We start from the raw sequence: 18,742 nt of genomic DNA, 5'->3' as shown, positions 1-18,742 counted from the left end.
ACTTGTTCCCAGCTGGGATGAAAATCACAGCCTACAATCATCATGCGAGGGCTCCTTCCTCCCCAGCAGCCTTGGTCCTTAACCAAAGACTACCGGGTCGAGTCGGAGCCTTCGCTGTTATCCAATCAACGTTCGCGCCCGATGTTGGCGCGTACCTAGGGGTATTGGGTGATGGTCCGTTTCCCCACGTCTCCGCGAAGAGCGTCGCGTAGACATGGGGCACCGTCAGGTTCTTGGAGAAACTAGCACGGCTTGCTCTGAAGCCTGGGTGGCGAATGGGTCCCGTTCCGAATTCGGAAATGCCGTTTCCGCCGTGGCGCTGAGGTCGAAGCGGGCGGGGATGGGGCCGAGCAGGTGCCAGGCGTCGCGATACTTTTCGAAGCGGCCGCGACTGCGAGACCGGTGGGGAAAGACCCAGAAGCTGCGGCGGCGAGAGAGAGCACGGGCGGGAATGACGTACCAGGCGTCCTCGGGGACGACGTAGCCGATGACAAAGTCGAGCTCGGAGCTTTCGTAGGGGACCTTGCCGAGGGGCGCGCCGCGCTGAGCGCTGATGCGGTAGGTGCCGTGCTGACGGCGCCAGACGGATTTGACCTGGACGCGGCTGAGGCGGCCGGCGGCGTCGACGAGAAAATCGTAGCGGGAAGAGTCGCCGTAAACGCGGCCGACCTTGAGACCGAGGGAGAGGGCGCGGGAGAGGAACTGCAGTTCGGCCCATTCGCCCTTGAGCTTGGCGAGGGACCTTCGGACATAAGACATAACGGTACCGTCCCGTGTTTACTGTAGGATATTGTACGAGAGATAAGTATCCGTGTCAATGGATAGCTTTTAGTTAGGAGTGCCCCCCGTGGCCGACGGTGCACCGCGTTCGCGCACGCTGTTGACGCGTACGTGGGTGTGTTGGGTAACGGTTCGTTTTCCCACGTCTCCGCGAAAAGCATCGCGGAGACATGGGGTACCGTCAGGCAGGGAAAGACCGCGTGCTAGTCGGTGATGATGACCAGGGGGACGCTTCGGCGGTTGTCCAGCCAGAAGCGGCCGCGGTCGTCCACCCAGAGGCGGTTGCCGTTATCGATGACGTACCAGCCGCGGAAGTCGGTGGGCACGCGCACGATCCAGAAGCGGTTGTTGGCCAGCGGGTAGCGGACCAGCACCGAGCGGCGCAGGAAGGCCGGCGTACAGCCGTATTTCTTGGCCTGGCCGGGCGGCAGGTTGCAGTTGCCCCAGCCCACCTTGCGGCCGCGGCTCCAGCCCGGAGGATGATCGAACCCGCTACCGAAGAAGGCCACGTTGCGGGTGCGCACCGGGCGCTGGGTCACGATCACGGCGCGTCCGCGATGACGGCGGTCCCGATGACCGTCCCAGCGGCGGACCACTACGCCCTTGCCCTTTCCTCTGCCCCTGCCGTTGTTGTGCGCCAGGGCGGGGGCGGCCGTCGAGACAAAGAATCCCAGTAGCAGAATAAGAGTGCTGAGGAGTCTCCAACGCATGAGCACCTCCTCGTTAGTTAGATGCGGGAAAGCAGTGGTCAGTGGTCAGTGGCCAGTTGCCAGTTGCCAGTCGCCAGCAGTCAGTACCTAGTAGCCGGTGGCCAGCGGCTGGCGACTGGGAACTGAGAACTGCCTCTGCGAACTGAGAACTGCCTCGTGACCGGCGTCACTTTCAGCACCCTGCGCGGAAGGCCTATCATCTAATGATAAGGAGAGAAGATATGGCAATTGCAACCGCACCAAGCGCTATCAAGACGGTCACCCTCCGGACGTTCGCCACCCGCATCGATATCCCCGAGAAACAGCGGGCCGCGCTCATCGCGCTGCTGAACGCGCGGCTGGCGGACACCATCGACCTGAAGACGCAGGCCAAATACGCCCACTGGAACGTGAAGGGAGCGCAGTTCCAGCAATTGCATGAACTGTTCGACCGGATCGCCACGAACCTGGAAGCCCACAGCGACCTGCTCGCCGAGCGCGTCACGGCGCTGGGGGGAGTGGCCAACGGCACGGCGCGGCAGGCGGCGTCGGCGAGTTCGCTCGCCGAGTATGAACTGGACGCCGTGGCCGGCGCCGATCATGTGCGCGCCCTGGCAGAGCGCCTGGCCAAACTGGCGGCAGCGGTGCGCGCGGCGATCGATGAGAGCGACCGGCTGGGCGACAAGTCCACCGCCGACGTGTTCACGGAAATCTCGCGCGCGGCGGACAAGGACCTGTGGTTCCTGGAAGCGCATTTACAGCAGTAGTCAGTGGCCAGTGGTCAGTGGCCAGTTTCCCCCCCATGTCTGCGCGGAAAAGCATTGCGCAGACATGGGGCACCGTCAAAGCCGTTTCTCGGTTAGGGTTTCTCGTTTCCCGCGGGCTCTCCGGTACAATGCTGAGTTTCCGGTGAGTCCATGGACCTGAAGGAAACCTTTCTTCCACCGCCGCATTTCCAGGAAACTGCCTCTATCCGCTCGATGGAGGAGTACGAGCGGCTGTACGCGGAAGCGCAGCGCGATCCCGAAGCGTTCTGGGCGGAGCGCGCTCGCAGGTTGCACTGGTTCGCGCCGTGGCAGAAGGTGCTGGACTGGTCGACGCCGCCGTTCGCGAAATGGTTCGTGGGCGGGAAGACGAACGTGGCGTACAACTGTCTGGACCGGCACCTTTCTTACCCCACGTCTGCGCGGAAAAGCGCCGCGCAGACACGGGGCACCGACCAAGGTCCGTTCGACACCAACATCATTTCCAGGAACAATCAGGCGGCGATCATCTGGGAGGGCGAGAACTTCGAGCAGCGCATCCTGACGTATCAGGAGCTGCACCGGCGGGTGGCGAAGTTCGCCAACGCGCTCAAAGGGCTGGGGCTCAAGCCGGGCTCGCGCGCCATCCTTTACATGCCGATGATTCCGGAGGCGGCCATCGCCATGCTGGCGTGCGCGCGCCTGGGCGTGACGCACTCGGTCGTCTTTGGCGGCTTCTCGGCGGAGGCGCTGAAGACGCGCATCGAGGACCTGGAAGCCGAGGTGGTGATCACCTGCGACGCCGGCCTGCGCCGCGGCAAGGAGATCCTGCTGAAGCAGAGCGTGGACGAGGCGCTGGCGGGGAGTGCGTGTCCCAGCGTGCGCAAGGTCATCGTGTGCCGGCGGCTGAACCTGCACATGCCGATGCAGTCTGGGCGCGACCTGTGGTGGGACGACCTGACGTTCGGCATCTCGGAAGACTGCCCGGCGGAAGAGCTGGACAGCGAGCATCCGCTGTACGTGCTCTACACCTCGGGCACCACGGGCAAGCCCAAGGGTGTGGTGCATTCGACCGGCGGGTATCTCACACAGGTGCTGGCGACGCTGGAGTGGGTGTTCGATCCCAAGCCGGGTGACACCTACTGGTGCACCGCCGACGTGGGTTGGGTAACGGGTCACTCCTATGTGGTCTACGGGCCGCTGGCGGCGGGGCTGACCACGCTGATGTACGAAGGCGCGCCCGACTGGCCGAAGCCGGATCGCTGGTGGCGGATCATCGAGAAATACCGGGTGTCGGTCCTGTACACGTCGCCGACCGCCATCCGCTCGTTCGTGCGCCAGGGAGAGCAGTGGCCGAACGGACGCGACCTTTCGTCGCTGCGGCTGCTGGGCACGGTGGGCGAGCCCATCAATCCGGCGGCGTGGAAGTGGTACCACCGCGTGATCGGCAAGGAGCGCTGCCCGATCGTGGACACGTGGTGGCAGACGGAGACGGGGTCGATCCTGATCTCGCCGCTGCCCGGCGCGACGCCGGCGAAGCCGGGGTCGGCGACGAAGCCGCTGCCGGGAGTCGCGGTGGATGTGGTGGACGACAAGGGCGAGCGCGTTCCCGTAGGCAAGGGATACTTGGTGCTGACGCGGCCGTGGCCGGCGATGCTGCGGACGTTGTACAAGGACCCGGAGCGCTACAAGGAGAACTACTGGTCCCGCTTCCCCGGGCGCTACTTCACGGGCGACGCGGCGACGCGCGATGAGGACGGTTACATATGGGTGCTGGGACGCGTGGATGACGTCATCAACGTGGCCGGACACCGGCTGAGCACGATGGAGGTGGAGTCGTCGCTGGTGCGGCACACGGCAGTGGCGGAGGCGGCGGTGGTGGGCGCGCCGCACGAGGTCAAAGGACAGGCCATCCATGCGTTCGTCACGTTGAAGCACGACGCACCCGCCGACGACGCCACGGCCGACGACCTGCGCGAGTGGGTGTCGCACGAGATCGGTCCGCTGGCCCGGCCGGAGCGGGTGCACTTCGTCACCGCGCTGCCCAAGACACGCTCAGGGAAGATCATGCGGCGATTGCTGCGCGAGATCGTCAGCACGCAGTCGGTGAGCGGTGATACCTCGACGCTGGAAGACTACGGCGTGCTGCTCAAGCTGTCGCAGCAGGGGAAAGAGGAAGAGGAGATATTGGGGGAGAAGAAATGAATCGGTAGATTGAGTAAACCTTGTAATAGGGTAATTTGGTAATTGGCGGAAGCGACTCTCAGCCTCTGTACAAGGCTTCAATCACCGAATTACCCGATTACCTGATCACGAAATGAGGCACCCATGGCTCGCGTCACGCAACTCCTGATCAAGGCGGAGAACAAGCCGGGCACGCTGGCCGGCATCTGTACGGGGCTGGCGGCGATGGCGGTGAACATCCAGGCGGTGATGGCGGCGCCGGTGACCGAGGGCGGCATTCGCATCGTGGCGTCGCCGCATGCGACGGCGAAGAGAGTGCTCGACGGCCTGCGCATCCCTTACAAGGAAGAAGAGGCGGTCGCGGTGCGGCTCAACGACCGCCCGGGCGCGCTGGGCAAAGTGACGCGCAAGCTGGCGGAGAAGGGCATCAACGTCACGTACGCCTACGGGTCGATCGTGAAGGGGGACAGCCGGGCGCTGATCATCCTGGGCGTATCGGACGTGGAGAAGGCCGCGGACCTGGTGTGAGTTTCGTTCGCCGCGGATTCACGCGGAGGGACGCGGATTGCCGTAGGCTTCGTCCAGCAGTTCGATCACGTGCCTGACGTCCATCTTCAGGCCGTGGCGCTTCACACCGGCGCGCAGTTGCAGCATGCAGCCGACGTTGGCGGTGGCGATGACGTCGGCATCGGTGGCGGCGACGTCGGTGATCTTGGCGTCGAGGATCTGCATGGCCAGGTCGTTCTCGACGACGTTGTACACACCGGCGGAGCCGCAGCAGTAGTCGGAGTGCGGCATCTCCACGAGTTCGCAGCCTAGCGCCTTGAGCAGCGCGCGCGGCGCCCTGCGGATTTTCTGCCCGTGCGCCAGATGGCAGGGATCCTGATACGTCACTCGCACACCCAGCGGACGCGCTACGGCGCGCGGGCCGAGCTCGGCCAGGAATTCGGTCACGTCTTTCACCCTGGCGACAAACTGCTGCGCCTTCTCGCGGCCGGAGGAGTCGGGCTCGAGCAGGTCGTCGTATTCCTTCAGGGTCGCGCCACAACCGGCGGCGTTGGTGACGATGGCGTCGACGTCGTGGGCGAGGAACGCGTCCAGGTTGCGCCGGGCCAGGGAACGCGCCTCTTCCCGGAATCCGGAATGGGCGCAGAGCGCGCCACAGCAGGCCTGCGCGGCGGGCACGACGACCTCGACCCCGTTCTTCTGCAGGACGCGGATGGTGGCGCGATTCAATTCGGCGAAGGCGACGCTGGCAATGCATCCGCCATGGAAGGCGACGCGAGCGCGGCGCTCGCCTTCCGCTGGAAAGGTCCTGCCGAAGTCGGCGAAGAAGAAGTCGCGGTCGATGCGCGGCGCCAGCGCGGCGACATCCGCCATGCCGAAGAGCTTGAGCAGGCCGAGGGCGCGCAGCAGCGATTCGAGCCCTGAGCGCTGGTAGAGGCGCAGGAGCCGCACCAAGCGCGCCAGCCGGGTGAAGTCCGTCAGCACCTTCTGGAAGAAATAGGAGCGCAGCGTGCGTTCGAGCCACGGCCGCGGGTAGTTCTGCTCGATTTCGGCGCGGGCGCGTTCCACGATGCGCCCGTACTCCACGCCCGAAGGGCACGCGGTTTCGCAGGCGCGGCAGCCGAGGCAGCGGTCAATGTGAGTGACGAACGACTCGCCGATGGGAAGGCGTCCTGAATCCACCTGCAGGACCTGGTAGATGCGGCCGCGGGGAGAATCGGCCTCCAGACCGAGCACGCGATAGGTGGGGCATTGCTGCAGGCATAGTCCGCAGTGGATGCAGACCGAGTACAGGTCCCAGGTGGGACGGTCGGGAGAGGTGAAGTGGGAGGGGGCCGACTGCGTCGCGGTTGTGGCTGGTTCCGACATTTCTCTTTGGGTGCCGTCCCTTCGGGACTCGCCTCGCTTTCCTTCCCTACCCAGCACTTACGTGCTGGGCTATCGAGTTAACGTCGCTGCGCGACTGGGGTGTGTGAAACTCAGGGGTCCCTTCCCCTACCAACCCGGCCATACGTGCCGGGCTATCGAGTTAACGTCGCTGCGCGACTGGGGAGTATGAGTCCGGCCGGCGCACCGAGCGATCGGCATGGGCTTGCCTCAGGGGCTAAGGCCCAGATTCCTACCACACCCATACGGCATGGCTAAAGCCACGCCCTGATACGAGGCTCGTGCCGTCCCGAGACCCAGGGATCACTTCCCCTACCAACCCGGCCATACGTGCCGGGCTATCGAGTTACCGTCGCTGCGCGACTGGGTCGCCAGTTGCCCGCAACAAGAGCTGCAATTCGTCCTTGAGCAAGAACCTCAGGGGCTAAAGCCCGGGATTGACACACTGCGCTGCGGCACGGCAAAAGCCGTGCCCTGATACGAATCTGCAGCGCCTATGACCATCTCTCTACACCATGAACCTCCCACGGTTGAGGATACTGGCGGGGTCGAGGGCGCGCTTGACGGCGCGCATGCATTCCAGGTCGGTCGGCGAAGAGCCCCAGACCGAGAAGTGCAGTTTGGCCTCGCGCGGGCAGCGCGCGACGATGGCCGAGGCATCGCGCGGCAGGCTTCCCCGGAAGGCCGAGACCGCCGCCACATACTGCATGGCCGAAGGCGGGTCGACGAGCAACGGGATGAAGGCCAGCAGCATGGAGCCCACGCCGACGCGCCCCACCGAGGCCAGCAGAAAATTGTTATCCAGGGCGGCGCGCTCGGCGGCCTCGAGCGTGGACGCGACGGAGGCGACAGGAACACTGAGCGCGACCATCATGGCGTTGCGGTGCCGCGCCATCACGGTCTCAGAAAACTCCGATACCGCCGACCACAGGCGGGTCTCTTCCTCGCCCGCAAGTTCCCGCGTGGTTCCGCCCTTGAGCTCGCGACGATAACGGGCGAGCACGGCTTCGCTTCCCGCAGCGCGGACCAAGATGCGCCATCCTTCACTCCCTCGGTCCACGGGCAGCATCTCGGTCTCTTCGGGACTCGGCTCTGCGGGAGGCGGGGCCTGCAGGTAGTCTCCGGCGTAGGGCGACAGCAGTTCCAGGCAGCGCGGCGTGAGGGGCGAGCTCAGCACGCGGTCGCGGAAGCGCTTGGCCTCCTCCACGGAAGCGAAACTGCACTCGAAGGTGCACGTGGCGGCGGGGCGAGTGAACACGCGAAAGTTGGCCCCGGTGATGACGCCGAGCGAACCGTGGCTGCCGATGAGGAGCTTCATCAGGTCGTAGCCGGCGACGTTCTTCACCACGCGCCCGCCACCGTGCGCGATGGCGCCGTCGCCGGTCACGAAGGTGATACCGATACAAAAGTCGCGCACGCCCCCGTAGGCGTGCCGCATGGGACCGTGCGCGGCAGTAGCCAGCACGCCGCCGATGGTGGCAGCTTCCGGACGCGCGACATCGAGCGGCAGGATCTGGCCGTGCCCGGCGAGCATCCGGTCGACGGCGGCAAGAGTGAGCCCGGCATCCACGCCCAAAGTAAGATCGCCGGGATCGTAGTGATGGACGGCGCGCAAGCGATCGGTGCGCACGACGACCTCTACGCGCTCGGGCACGCCGCCGACCGACTGTTGCGTTCCACCGCCCGCGGGGACCACCGTCCATGCGCGCTCGCTCGCCAGCCGCAGCAAAGCGGCGATCTCCTCCGGGGATCCGGGTGAGACAACGGCGGCGGGCAGGAGGCCCTCGATGGCGCAGGCTGCCAGCGACTGCGAATCTTCCCGCACGTGTTCGGCGCCGAAGAGAGCGGCCAGCTCACGCCCGATGGTCGCGGCTGGGCTGGCGCTCATGCGGATGCCTCCAGACCGAGGCCAGCGCCGGGATGACGGGAGGCGTCGGTCTCGCGGCAGCCGCGCAGCGGCAGCACCTTCCCCGGGTTAAGGACGGACTCGGGATTGAACGCGTGGCGCAGCCGGGCCATCACGTCCAGGTCGCTCGGGGAAAACACCAGCGGCATCAGCTCGTCTTTTTCCATGCCGACGCCGTGCTCCCCGGTGATGGAGCCCCCGATCGAGACGCAATACTCGAGGATCTCCCTGCTGGCGTCGTGGGCGCGGCGGGTCTGGGCGGCGTCGCGCGGATCGAACAGGATGAGCGGATGCAGGTTGCCGTCGCCGGCGTGGAAGATGTTGCCGATGGTGAAGCCGTACTTGCGGCCGACGGCGGCGATGAATTCGAGCGTGGCCGGGATGCGCGTGCGGGGGATGACTCCATCCTGCACGTAGTAGGAAGGCGAGATGCGCCCGATGGCGCCGAAAGCGTTCTTGCGTCCCACCCACAGGAGCTGGCGCTCGCGTTCATCGCGGGCGCGGCGCACCTCGCGGGCGCGCTCCGCGAGGCAGACGGCGCGCGTCGCCTCCGCCTGCTCTTCCACTTCTTCACGCAGTCCTTCGATCTCGATGAGCAGCACAGCTCCCGAATCCATGGGGTAGCCCGCGTGCGTGGCTTCTTCGACGGTACGCAGGGTCCAGCCGTCGAGCATCTCGAGAGCGGCCGGCGTGATGCCGGCGGCGGTGATGGCGACCACCGTGTTGGCAGCATCTTCAATCGTGTTGAAGATCGCCAAGAGTGTAGCCACGGCTTCCGGCAGCCGTGACAGCTTCACGGTGATTTTGGTGGCGATGCCCAGGGTACCTTCCGAGCCGACGAAGAAGCCGGTCAGGTCGTAGCCGGCCGCTTCAGGCGCCTTGCCGCCGAACTCGACCACACGTCCGTCGGCGAGCACGACTTCGAGGCCGGTGACGTGGTTGACGGTCACGCCGTAGGCCAGGGTGTGCGGCCCGCCGGAGTTCTCGGCCACATTGCCGCCGATGGTGCAGGCCTTCTGGCTGGAGGGATCGGGCGCGAAGTAGAGGCCGTGGCGCGCCACGGCGTTGGTCAGCTCGAGATTGACGACTCCGGGCTCGACCACGGCGCGCTGGTTGTCGAGATCCACCTCCAGGATGCGGTTCATGCGGGCGAACCCGAGGATGATGCCGCCGGTGCGCGCGATGGCTCCTCCGCTCAGGCCGGTTCCGGCGCCGCGGGGCACAATGGGCACGTGCGCTTCGCGGGCCAGCTTGACAATCTCCACCACCTGCGCCGTGCCGCGGGGAAAGACGACGGCGCGCGGCGTAGAGCGCGCCAGGCCAGCGTCGTACTCGTAAAGCATGAGGTCCTCGGGACGGTCGAGGACGGCGTCACGACCGGCGATGGAACGCAGCCGCTTTACCAGCGAGGAGAATTGCATGGGGCGGAGGGATTCCGCGGGGATTGTAGCACCGGGGCGTCTCCGCTATTCCGCGCGGTTGGGTAGAGACGTAGCTAGCTACGTCTCCGCTATTCCTACGGTCGGCCTACAGACACAGCAAGCTACGTCTCTACAGATCTACGGGATGGCCGTGTGTCGCAGAGCCCCGAACGCTAGCTCTCGCCGCCGGGCACCTGCTGAGTGATGTAGGCGCGCATCATGCGCACCTCGTCATCCTTCTCGGTGAGGTCGCGCAGCAGGACGTCGCGCAGAGAGATGAGCCCGCACAGCTTGCCGTTGTCATCCACGACGGGGAGGTGGCGGAAGCCGTGCTCGCGCATGAGGAACATGCAGTGCTGGAAACGCTCACCGGAGGAAACGGTGTAGGGGCGCGGGGTCATGACCTCGGCCACTTTGGTGAGGCCGGGGCTACGGCCTCCGGCGACCACGCGCTTCATCAGGTCGCGCTCGGAAAAGATGCCGACCAGGTCGTCGCCGCGCACGACGGCGACCGCGCCGATGTTCTTCTCCACCATCATCTCCACGGCCTTGAGGACGGACGTATCGGCTTCAACGGTGTAGGTGGGACGATTGCGGATGAGGTCCTGAACGGTGGTCATGGCGGCTCCTTCCCGAATGGGTTGGGCGGGAGCGGCGGCTCAGGCCGCTCCGAGGCCGCCCATCATACTACTGCGCGTCAAGGTCGAAGATATCCAGGATCTTGTACGCGGAATTGATGACCATCACCCGCCGGCTGAGGACGACGCGCTCCAGTTCGCGCGGCAGGCTGGTCAGTTCGGATTCGCACACCTGCGGGAGAGGCTGCACCTTTTTCTGCAGGCCGGGCGGCAGGGTGCCGTTCTTTTGCAACTGCCTCTCCAGGCCCGGCGGGAGCGATTCACGCTTGGCCAGTCCGGGCGGCAAGCCGGAGGCATGCTGCTCGAAGCAGGTGCGGATGACGCGCCGGTCGCGGGCGCTGAACGAGTACGCCGACGGATCACCTTCGTCATAGGACTTCACGCCCTGCGCCGCCGGGGCAGCGCCGCCGGCCGATGAGGCGGGAGCAGAACTGGAGGGCGCACTGGTCTTGAATTCCAGCACGGCCTCCGACTCGACGCTGGCTTCCTTCTTGCCGGTAGCGGCGGCCACGCCGGTGCCTGCCGCCGCGCCCACGCCCGCGCCGATGGCCGCGCCCTTACCGCCGCCGGCGATAGCTCCGATGATGGCGCCGGCTGCGGCTCCGCCGCCGATTTTCGTCACGTTACTCTTGGTGTGCGATTCGCCCTCGATGACAAACGGCTCGGTGGTGATGTAGGACTTCTTCGAGCCCGAACTCACCGAAGTCAGCTCCAGCTCGAGGATGCCGGGATCGGTAAGGCGCCCGGAGCCCTTGGCCGCCACGACGCGCCCGGTAACGTCGGCGCCCTTGGGGTAGAGCGCGGTGCTGCCGGAGACGATAGGCCGTTCGAGAGTGCCGCGAAAGGTGTCACCCGGCTTGGACTTGCCGCTGTTCAGCTCGTCGATGATGCGGACAGCAATCGGCGTGCCCGCGGGGATGACCGGAGCCGTTACCGCCTTCGAGGATGTTTTCTTCTTCTGGTAGGCCAGGGCCGCCGGCGTGGCCAGCAAGCCGGCGACAATAAGGGCCAGGAACAAGGACAGTATGCGTTTCATGTTGCGCTCCTCTTCGGACAGCATGTCAACAGGAACTGCTTTGTGGTCGCAGGAGAAACTCGCCTGGACGCATCGTATCGCCAGACCGATGCGGTTACAAGGGTAGATGAGAGTTGGGCTTGCCGGGTTGCGCCGCCGGAGGTACATGACCGGATGGGGCGGTTCGCTGCTCCGCCGCATCCGGATCCTTTTCCAGGAAGATGAAGTAGGAACAGGCCCAGAGGCGGGTGGGGATGGAGCCGCGCGCGCGCGCGGTGAGGATGACGTTGTAGTCGTCGGTGACCTCGAGCGCGTCCAGCACGGAAGGGGCGTCGGCGGGCTGGACCAGCGCCAGGTAGCGCAGGAAGTCGTAGACGTCGCCCCCGCCGGGGTAGCCGGCCGCGGCGAAGGAGAGGTCGGTATCTTCGCCGGCGAAGTGCCAGGCCAGCGAGGCGCCCAGAGCCACGGCATTCTCGTAGGCGTCGGCAGGCACGGCGTCCGGCGGCGGGTTGTCCCACACGATGCGCAGCTTGCGCTCGTCCTCGCGCGTGAACTCGCGCACCTTGAGCGACATGGACTTGGCCGTCGCCTTCCAGTCCACGTGGCGAGCGGAGTCTTCCGGCATGTACTCGCGGATGCGATAGAGGTCGTAGCCGCGCCCGCGCACGAAGGCTTCGAACTCGCCGGTGATGAGCGGCAGCACTTCGAAGAATTCGTCCGTGGGCTCCACCGAGGGATAGACGATGACCTCGCGGCGAAAGGGCATGCGCCGCGTCTTCACCAGGAAAGAGAAGGGGAAGCGAGTGGCCACGCCCAGGCCATCCTGGCGGTAGCGCCCGCGACGCTCAAACCGCAGCTCGAGATCGGCGGTTTGCGCGGCGCGCGCCGGCAGATAGGGAAAGTACACCGGCTGCTTCAGGATGCCGCTCTCCACCGCCGCCGTGGTGACGCGCCGGAGCGCCAGGTCGGGCATGCGGAACCATTGCCGCTCGGGCGGCCGGTTCCCCGGAAAAGCGAACACGGAGCGCTCCCACAACCAGTGGTGGACGGCCTTGCGGAGGCGCGGCGGCACCACGCTCACGGAAAACGAGGGCGCGGTCCGGCGCGTATTGCGCAGCGTGATGCGCGCTGCGACCGCGCGGCAGGCGAACAAGTGCGCAGGCAGCGTGACCTCCAGCTCCAGCCCGCGCAGCACGCCGGCCGAGGCGACGCCGGAGACCAGGATCCCGGCGAGCATCGCCGAAACGATGATGAACAGCAGATTGTTCCCGGTGTTGAGCGCCGCGATGCCGATGACCAGCGCCACCACCAGATAGACCACGCCTTCGCGGGTGACGTCGTAATCGAAGGCTTCGCGGACGCGCTCCAGCGCGACCCGGCGCGCCAGATACGGCACCGAGGTCACGGCTACGAGGCCGGCGATCAGCAGCGCGGCCGACGCCGCTACCGCGGTGTAAAACACGTTGCCCTGCTCGCGGAACACGGTGGAGAACACCGCCGCCGCGAACGCTACCGTCAGCCCGGCGACGGCGACGAAGAAGCGGATCCAGGCTTCGCGCTCGACGCCCGAAAGCAGCGATTTGATGCCTGCCAACACCGCTGTGCCCTTTCTGCGCCCGGCTGTCCTCTCTCCGCGGCGGTGGTTTACTTTTCTCGCTCGACTGCGACTTCCCTGCGGAAGAGGCGGCGCATCCACTCCGCGCTCTTATGCCTGGCCTGGTCCAGCGTTCCCGCCAGCCTGGGATAGCGCGCTTTCATCTTCTCCAGCAGGTGGTGCGCCCAGACGTACTCGGAAGAAAGGATGAACAGTCCGATGAGGATCATCAGGACGCCCTGCAGCACGGGCAGGAACAGTCCAGCAATGCCCACCAGCACGAAGCCCCAGCCCACCACCAGCAGCAGGGCGCGTTTCAGCGCGGCCTTCATCCGCCACTGATTGTGACATGCCCGGCCTCGCGCGGCGCTTCTTTCGCCAGAAATCCCAGCACAGCGCGGTTGAATTCTTCCGGCGCTTCCTCGTAGGGCAGGTGACCCACGCCCTGCAGGATCACGAGCTCGGAGCCCGGGAAATGCCGGCGCAAGGGCTCGATGGAATCTGGCAGCACGACCGGGTCGCGAGAACCCCACAGGAAAAGCGTGGGGAGCCGGGCGATGTGGGGCAGCTCCTCCGCCAGTTCGGCCAGATCGCGATTCAGACGGCGCAGCACCTGAAGGGCATACTCCACCATGCCGGGGATGGCGAAGGGGGCACGATATCCCTCGACCGTGCCCGGCGGCAGGCGGCGGGCGTCTCCGTACTGGCGCTTGACGAACCAGGCCTTGAGCGGCGGCGCCAGCCACGGAAACCATCGCGGCAGCAGCGCGCGGCCGAGGCCGCTTCCCAGCAGGCGCGAGAGAATCCTTCCGTGTCGAGACCAGCGGTTGGCGGGCGCGGCCAGAATCAGCCGCCGGATGCCGGCGCTTCCGCGCTGCGCCTGGAGCACCGCCATCTTCATCGCTACGGCGCCGCCGTGCGAAGTTCCCAGCAGGTCGCATTCGCGGATGCCGGCGACATCCAGGAAGCGCAGCATGCGCTCCGCCGAAGCCGTCAGCGAAGCATCCATGCCGCGGGGGCGGTCGGAGAATCCCACGCCCGGCAGGTCCACTGCGAAGACCGTGTGCTGCTCGACCAGCGCAGTGAAGTTCAGTCGCCAGGAGAACGAGTACCCGAGCAGCCCGTGGATGAGGACGAGCGCCGGCCCGCTGCCCCCGTACAGGTAGCGCACACGGATGCCGTCCACGGTCGCGAAGCGTTCCTCGACCGGGGCGGGGATCACGGGCGGTCTGGGCTCGGGCATTTTTCGTCACGCGCCGGGCAACGCGAGTCCCCGGGGCTGCGTCCAAATCGGTATCGCCTCTGTTGCTTCTGTTGGCGGGGAGTTCTGAAACGCCTCTCTCGGTCTCCCCGCCTTTCTTGTTTGCTCAACCGGCCGCAACTTTTTTCAGTTCTCGTAACGCGCGCTTCAGCACGCGCATCCCGCGGTCCACGTGCTTCTCCTCCAAGAGGAACGGAGGCAGGAAGCGCAGCACGACATCCTGAGTGCTGTTGAACAGGACGCCTTCGGCCAGCGCCGCTTCCACCACCGGGCGCGCCGGGACGTTCAGGTCCAGCGCCTGGATCAGGCCCAGGCCGCGGACCTCGCGACACAGCGCGGTTTTCGCGGCTATCTCGCGCAATTGGTCGCTCAGGTAGGCGCCCACGCGCGTCACGCGTTCGAGCAATCCTTCTTCCTCGAGGATGGCGAAGAACTCCAGCGCCACGCGACAGGCCAGCGGACCACCTCCGAAGGTGGTACCGTGCGCGCCCGGCGCGATGGCTTCCGCCAGTTCTTCCCGGGCGAGAAACGCGCCCAGCGGCAGTCCGGCGGCGAGTGGCTTGGCGACAGCTACCACGTCCGGCATGACGCCATAGTGCTGGAACGCGAACATATATCCCGTGCGCCCGAGGCCGCATTGAATCTCATCCAGGACAAGCAAAGCTCCGTGCCGGTCGGCGGCGGCCCGCGCCTCGGCAAGGAATTCACGCGAGCACATGCGGATGCCGCCTTCGCCCTGGATGGGCTCCAGCACGACGGCGCAGGTGGAATCGTCCACGGCCGACCGCAGTCCTTCGAGGTCGTTCAGCCGGACGAAGCGCACGCCGGGCAGCAGCGGCTCGAACGACTTGCGATGTTTCTCCTGCCCAGTGAGCGAGAGGGAGCCGAACGTCCGCCCGTGATAGGAACCCTCCAGGGCGACGATGGCGGACTTGGCCTCGCAGCCGCGGCGGTGTCCCCAGGCGCGCGCCAGCTTGAGCGCGCCTTCGATGGCTTCGGTGCCGCTGTTGGAGAAGAACGCGCGGCCCAGCCCGGAAAACGTGCACAGCCTTTCCGCCAGGCGTCCCTGATACTCGTGGTAGTAGAGGTTCGAGGTATGCAGCACGCGCGCCGCCTGCTGCCGGATGGCGCGCACGATACGCGGGTGCGCGTGTCCCAGCGCGTTCACGCCCAGCCCACCGACAAAATCCAGATACCTGCGCCCTTCGACGTCGTACACGAACACGCCCTTGCCGCGCTCGATCGCGACGGGATAACGCAAGTACGTGGGCAGCAGGTAGCGTTGCTCGAGGGCTACGATTTCGTCGAAGCGGGACATGTGCGCTCAGGTCGCAGGTGTCAGGTGTCGGGTTCGGTTCCCGACCCAATCTCTTCAATTGTACGAGGAGGGACTTCGCTTTCCGCTTTCCGTTTTCCGGTTTCCGGTTTCCGCTGTTAGCTTTTGGCTCTTGGCTTTTGGCTTTTGGCCTTTGGCTCTTGGCTTACTGCTTATTGCTTATCGCTTCCTTACACCGCCGTCGCCCCCTGTGACTCCAGCACTTGCTGCACCTTCTCCAGCAAGGCAGAGGGCGTGAAGGGCTTGTGGAGGAACGCAGCGCCCGGTCCGAGCGTGCCCTGCTCGACGATGGCATTCGGCGCGTAGCCGGAGATGTAGAGCACCTTCATCGCCGGCCGCACCGGACTCAGGCGGCGCGCGACCTCCGGTCCGCTCTGGCCGGGCATGACGACGTCGGTCAGCAGCAGGTGGATGTCGCCCGAGTGCTCGCGGCAGACGCGCTCGGCCTGCTCGCCGTTACCGGCTTCGAGCACCGTGTATCCGCTGCTGCGCAGCACGCGCACTGCGAGTTCGCGCAGCCCGTGGTCATCTTCCAGCAGCAGGATGGTCTCGGTGCCGCGCGCCCTGGGCTGGGTCCGCGGTTCCGCACCGGCGCCGGCGGCGGCCTGCCCCGCGCGCGGCAGATAGATCTTGAAGGTCGACCCGTGGCCCGGTTCGCTGTGCACCTCGATGTAGCCACCGCTCTGCTTCACGATGCCGTAGACGGTCGAAAGCCCAAGGCCCGTGCCCCGACCGAGTTCCTTGGTGGTGAAAAAGGGCTCGAAGATATGCGCTTGCGTCTGCGCGTCCATGCCTACGCCGGTGTCGGTCACGGCCAGCATGACGTATTGGCCCGGCCGCGCGCCCACGTGCTCGCGGGTATAGGCGGCGTCCAGCTCGACGTTGCGGGTCTCGAAAATGAGCTTGCCGCCCTCGGGCATGGCGTCGCGCGCGTTCACCGCCAGGTTCATGATCACCTGCTCGATCTGTCCAGGGTCGGCCTGCACCTGGCTCAAGTCGGGAGCCGTTCGGGTCACAAGTTCGATGTCTTCGCCGATGACCCGGCGCAGCATGCGGTTCATGCCGGTGACCACCGAGTTCAGGTCGAGCACCTTGGGCTTGAGCACCTGGCGGCGGCTGAAGGCCAGCAGTTGCCGGGTCAGCGCCGCCGCGCGCTGGGCCGCGTCCTCGATCTGTTTCACCTCGGCGGCGAGTTCCGCGTTGTCTTTCAGGCGTTCGCCCAGAAGCTGGCCATAGCCCTGGATGACGGTCAGCAGGTTGTTGAAGTCGTGCGCGATGCCGCCCGCCAGCGTGCCCACGGCTTCCATTTTCTGCGCTTGCCGGAGCTGCGCTTCCAGGAGTTTCGCTTCGGTGACGTCCACCATCAGCCCGTGCAAGGTCGGGCGCCCGCTCGCGTCACGCACCACCATGCCCGTGTCGCGGAACCACAGCGTGCGGCCGTCGCGCGTGAACATGCGGTACTCGCCCTCGAAGCGGCCGGTCTCCATGGCCTTGCGCTCCGCCGCCCGCACCGTTCCCAGGTCTTCCGGATGGCATTGCCTGCCGAACATGGTGGGATCGGCCAGCCACTCCTCCGGCGTGATGCCCAGCAACGACTCGATCTGCGGACTGACGTAGTGCCAGCGCGCGTCCGGACCCATCTCGGTGACGTAGGTGATGGCGGCGAGCTGTTCCACCAGGGTGCGGTAGCGGGCCTCGGCGGCGCGCAGTGAGTCTTCCGCGCGCAGGCGCTCGGTGACGTCCTGAGCCATCACCAGCCGCGCCCTGCGGCCGCCAAAGTCCACGGTCTGCGCGTATACGTCTACGTCCAGCGTGCTGCCGTCCCTGCGCCGGTGGCGCGCCTGGAGGCGCGTGCGCTGTTCCTCCGGCTTCTTCAGCCACTCCATCAGCTTCGGGACGTCCTCCGGGGGGCGCAGGTCGGTGATCTTCATGTTCAGATACTCGTCGCGCGTGTATCCGTAGCGCTCGACGGCGGCCGCGTTCGCTTCCAGGAAGCGCAGCGTGTGCGGGTCATAGAGCCACATGGGCTGGGGATGATGCTGGAACAGGGTGCGGAACTTGGCTTCCGCCTGGCGCAGCATCCCCAGCGCCAACCGCTGGCGATATTGGGTGATGGCCAGCCGCGCGCTGTAGCAGATGAACGAGGCCGTTACGATGGTCATGGCCAGCACGATCTGGCGGCCGGCGATGCCGAGCGCCGTGGCCAGCACCACCATCGGAGCTAGCGTGGGCAGCATGGCTCGCAGCCGACTCTCGCCCTCGGCGAAGGCCGCGTGGAGCCCCTCGGTCTGCGGCTTCCAGGTGGCCGCCACCACCGCCGCCAGAGCGTAGGGCACGCTGTAGGAAAGGTCGTACCACGTTCCCGTCTGGATGCGTTCCGCCACCAACCCGTAGGTGTACGCCACTTCTCCCAGGGCATAGACGAAGATCACGGCGCCGATGCGCCCCAGCAGCGTGCGCTGCGTAGGGTTGGTAGCGAAGGCAGCGCGCAGCAGAAAACCCGCCGCCAGCAGCACACTGATGATGTCGTACAGGTTGCCCACGCCCAGGCTGAACAGCAGCATGCGCTGCTCCACCGTCCCGCCCAGGTAGAAGAAGAAGTACAGGTAGACAGCCGAGGCCACGATGGCCACCTGGGCGAAGTCCAGCGTGCGCACCCAGTCCACGCCGCGCGAAGCGGCTTCGTCCTCTGGCTGCAGGATCAACGCTGCCACCATGGGCAGGAAGGAGGCGAAATACGGGATGTCGGTGGGCGAGAGCGGCGGGATCTCGCGGTGCAGCACGTTCTCGTAGTAAAGGAAAATCACCTGCCCGATGGTCCACAGCAAGTAGCCTGCGGACATCAGGTTCCAGAACTTGCGGGTGTAACCGGTCCGGCGCCGCGCGGCCACATGACACGCCACCACGGCCAGGCCGCTGGCCGCCACCTGCATCGAGTTCGAGAACAGGCTGCCCGCCGGCGACGTACCCAACCACAGGAGACCGGCAGAATGCACCGCGGCGATGAGAATCGCCAGCCCGACGATGACCCAGGAGACCCGCATGCCAAGCCCGCGGACCTGTACCCGTCCGGCGGGAATTGGTTGGGCATTCTAGACTATCGGGCCTTAGGGGGAGTGTGGAGTCTTCCCAGTCCTTCTGGCGAGGGTGCCCCTCGATAACAGCGAAGGCGTTGTCAAGGGACACGACGTCCTTCGGTGCGTGAGCACCGTGGTGAGGGCCAGAGAAGTTGAGGACCAAGGACTCTGGGGTTCCACGTTGTGAATCACGCTGCGGTGGATC

Annotated in this window: 15 protein-coding genes; 3 read left to right on the top strand and 12 right to left on the bottom strand. The window is 66.1% G+C overall.

The genetic code is table 11. The features are described 5' to 3' along the window. Window positions 1–225 precede the first annotated feature (225 nt). Both VNK82_00315 and VNK82_00310 read right to left on the bottom strand, forming a co-directional pair. Window positions 226–759 (bottom strand): group I intron-associated PD-(D/E)XK endonuclease, encoded by a 534-nt coding sequence (locus VNK82_00315; GenBank protein ID HXE89386.1) that lies wholly within the window; start codon window positions 757–759, stop codon window positions 226–228. Window positions 760–983: 224 nt separating this feature from the next. Further along, window positions 984–1,490, bottom strand: a complete 507-nt coding sequence (locus tag VNK82_00310) for a hypothetical protein (GenBank protein HXE89385.1) — start codon at window positions 1,488–1,490, stop codon at window positions 984–986. A 221-nt stretch (window positions 1,491–1,711) separates the two neighbouring features. Here VNK82_00310 and dps point away from each other — a divergent pair, with 221 nt between their 5' ends. The 3 genes from dps (at window position 1,712) to VNK82_00295 (ending at window position 4,924) form a co-directional block, all read left to right on the top strand. Then, a complete protein-coding gene (dps, locus tag VNK82_00305; protein HXE89384.1) occupies window positions 1,712–2,236 on the top strand; it encodes a DNA starvation/stationary phase protection protein Dps in 525 nt (174 codons plus the stop codon). A gap of 150 nt (window positions 2,237–2,386) precedes the next feature. Continuing rightward, window positions 2,387–4,417: an acetate--CoA ligase gene (gene acs / locus VNK82_00300; protein ID HXE89383.1), complete on the top strand. Its 2,031-nt coding sequence runs from the start codon at window positions 2,387–2,389 to the stop codon at window positions 4,415–4,417. A gap of 123 nt (window positions 4,418–4,540) precedes the next feature. Continuing rightward, window positions 4,541–4,924, top strand: coding sequence for an ACT domain-containing protein (locus VNK82_00295; GenBank protein HXE89382.1), 384 nt, complete (start codon window positions 4,541–4,543; stop codon window positions 4,922–4,924). A gap of 18 nt (window positions 4,925–4,942) precedes the next feature. Here the strand turns inward: VNK82_00295 and VNK82_00290 are convergent, their stop codons facing one another. The 10 genes from VNK82_00290 to VNK82_00245 form a co-directional block, all read right to left on the bottom strand. Further along, window positions 4,943–6,271, bottom strand: a complete 1,329-nt coding sequence (locus tag VNK82_00290; GenBank protein HXE89381.1) for a heterodisulfide reductase-related iron-sulfur binding cluster — start codon at window positions 6,269–6,271, stop codon at window positions 4,943–4,945. A 526-nt stretch (window positions 6,272–6,797) separates the two neighbouring features. Beyond that, window positions 6,798–8,177, bottom strand: a complete 1,380-nt coding sequence (locus VNK82_00285) for an FAD-binding oxidoreductase (protein ID HXE89380.1) — start codon at window positions 8,175–8,177, stop codon at window positions 6,798–6,800. Then, window positions 8,174–9,616, bottom strand: a complete 1,443-nt coding sequence (locus VNK82_00280) for an FAD-linked oxidase C-terminal domain-containing protein (GenBank protein ID HXE89379.1) — start codon at window positions 9,614–9,616, stop codon at window positions 8,174–8,176. The genes VNK82_00285 and VNK82_00280 overlap by 4 nt, the downstream gene beginning before the upstream one ends. 173 nt (window positions 9,617–9,789) lie before the next feature. Next, the gene (locus tag VNK82_00275) at window positions 9,790–10,236 is read right to left on the bottom strand and encodes a CBS domain-containing protein (protein ID HXE89378.1); all 447 of its coding nucleotides are present in this window, start codon (window positions 10,234–10,236) and stop codon (window positions 9,790–9,792) included. Window positions 10,237–10,303: 67 nt separating this feature from the next. After that, window positions 10,304–11,290, bottom strand: a complete 987-nt coding sequence (locus tag VNK82_00270) for a hypothetical protein (protein HXE89377.1) — start codon at window positions 11,288–11,290, stop codon at window positions 10,304–10,306. Between the two features lie 94 nt (window positions 11,291–11,384). After that, the gene (locus tag VNK82_00265; protein HXE89376.1) at window positions 11,385–12,866 is read right to left on the bottom strand and encodes a DUF58 domain-containing protein; all 1,482 of its coding nucleotides are present in this window, start codon (window positions 12,864–12,866) and stop codon (window positions 11,385–11,387) included. Window positions 12,867–12,913: 47 nt separating this feature from the next. Beyond that, window positions 12,914–13,195 carry a PGPGW domain-containing protein gene (locus VNK82_00260; protein HXE89375.1) on the bottom strand — a complete coding sequence of 94 codons (282 nt, stop codon included), beginning with the start codon at window positions 13,193–13,195 and terminating at the stop codon, window positions 12,914–12,916. Continuing rightward, the gene (locus VNK82_00255; GenBank protein HXE89374.1) at window positions 13,192–14,106 is read right to left on the bottom strand and encodes an alpha/beta hydrolase; all 915 of its coding nucleotides are present in this window, start codon (window positions 14,104–14,106) and stop codon (window positions 13,192–13,194) included. The genes VNK82_00260 and VNK82_00255 overlap by 4 nt, the downstream gene beginning before the upstream one ends. Before the next feature lie 124 nt (window positions 14,107–14,230). After that, entirely contained in the window at window positions 14,231–15,442 is a 1,212-nt protein-coding gene (locus VNK82_00250) for an aspartate aminotransferase family protein (protein HXE89373.1), read from the bottom strand. A 188-nt stretch (window positions 15,443–15,630) separates the two neighbouring features. After that, window positions 15,631–18,504, bottom strand: a complete 2,874-nt coding sequence (locus tag VNK82_00245; GenBank protein ID HXE89372.1) for a PAS domain S-box protein — start codon at window positions 18,502–18,504, stop codon at window positions 15,631–15,633. Window positions 18,505–18,742 lie beyond the last annotated feature (238 nt).

It is taken from the genome of Terriglobales bacterium (assembly GCA_035573675.1).
Classification (GTDB): Bacteria; Acidobacteriota; Terriglobia; order Terriglobales; family Acidobacteriaceae; genus DATMAB01.
Note: the sequence above shows the minus strand (reverse complement) of the source record. Positions and strands in the feature narration are given on the sequence as shown.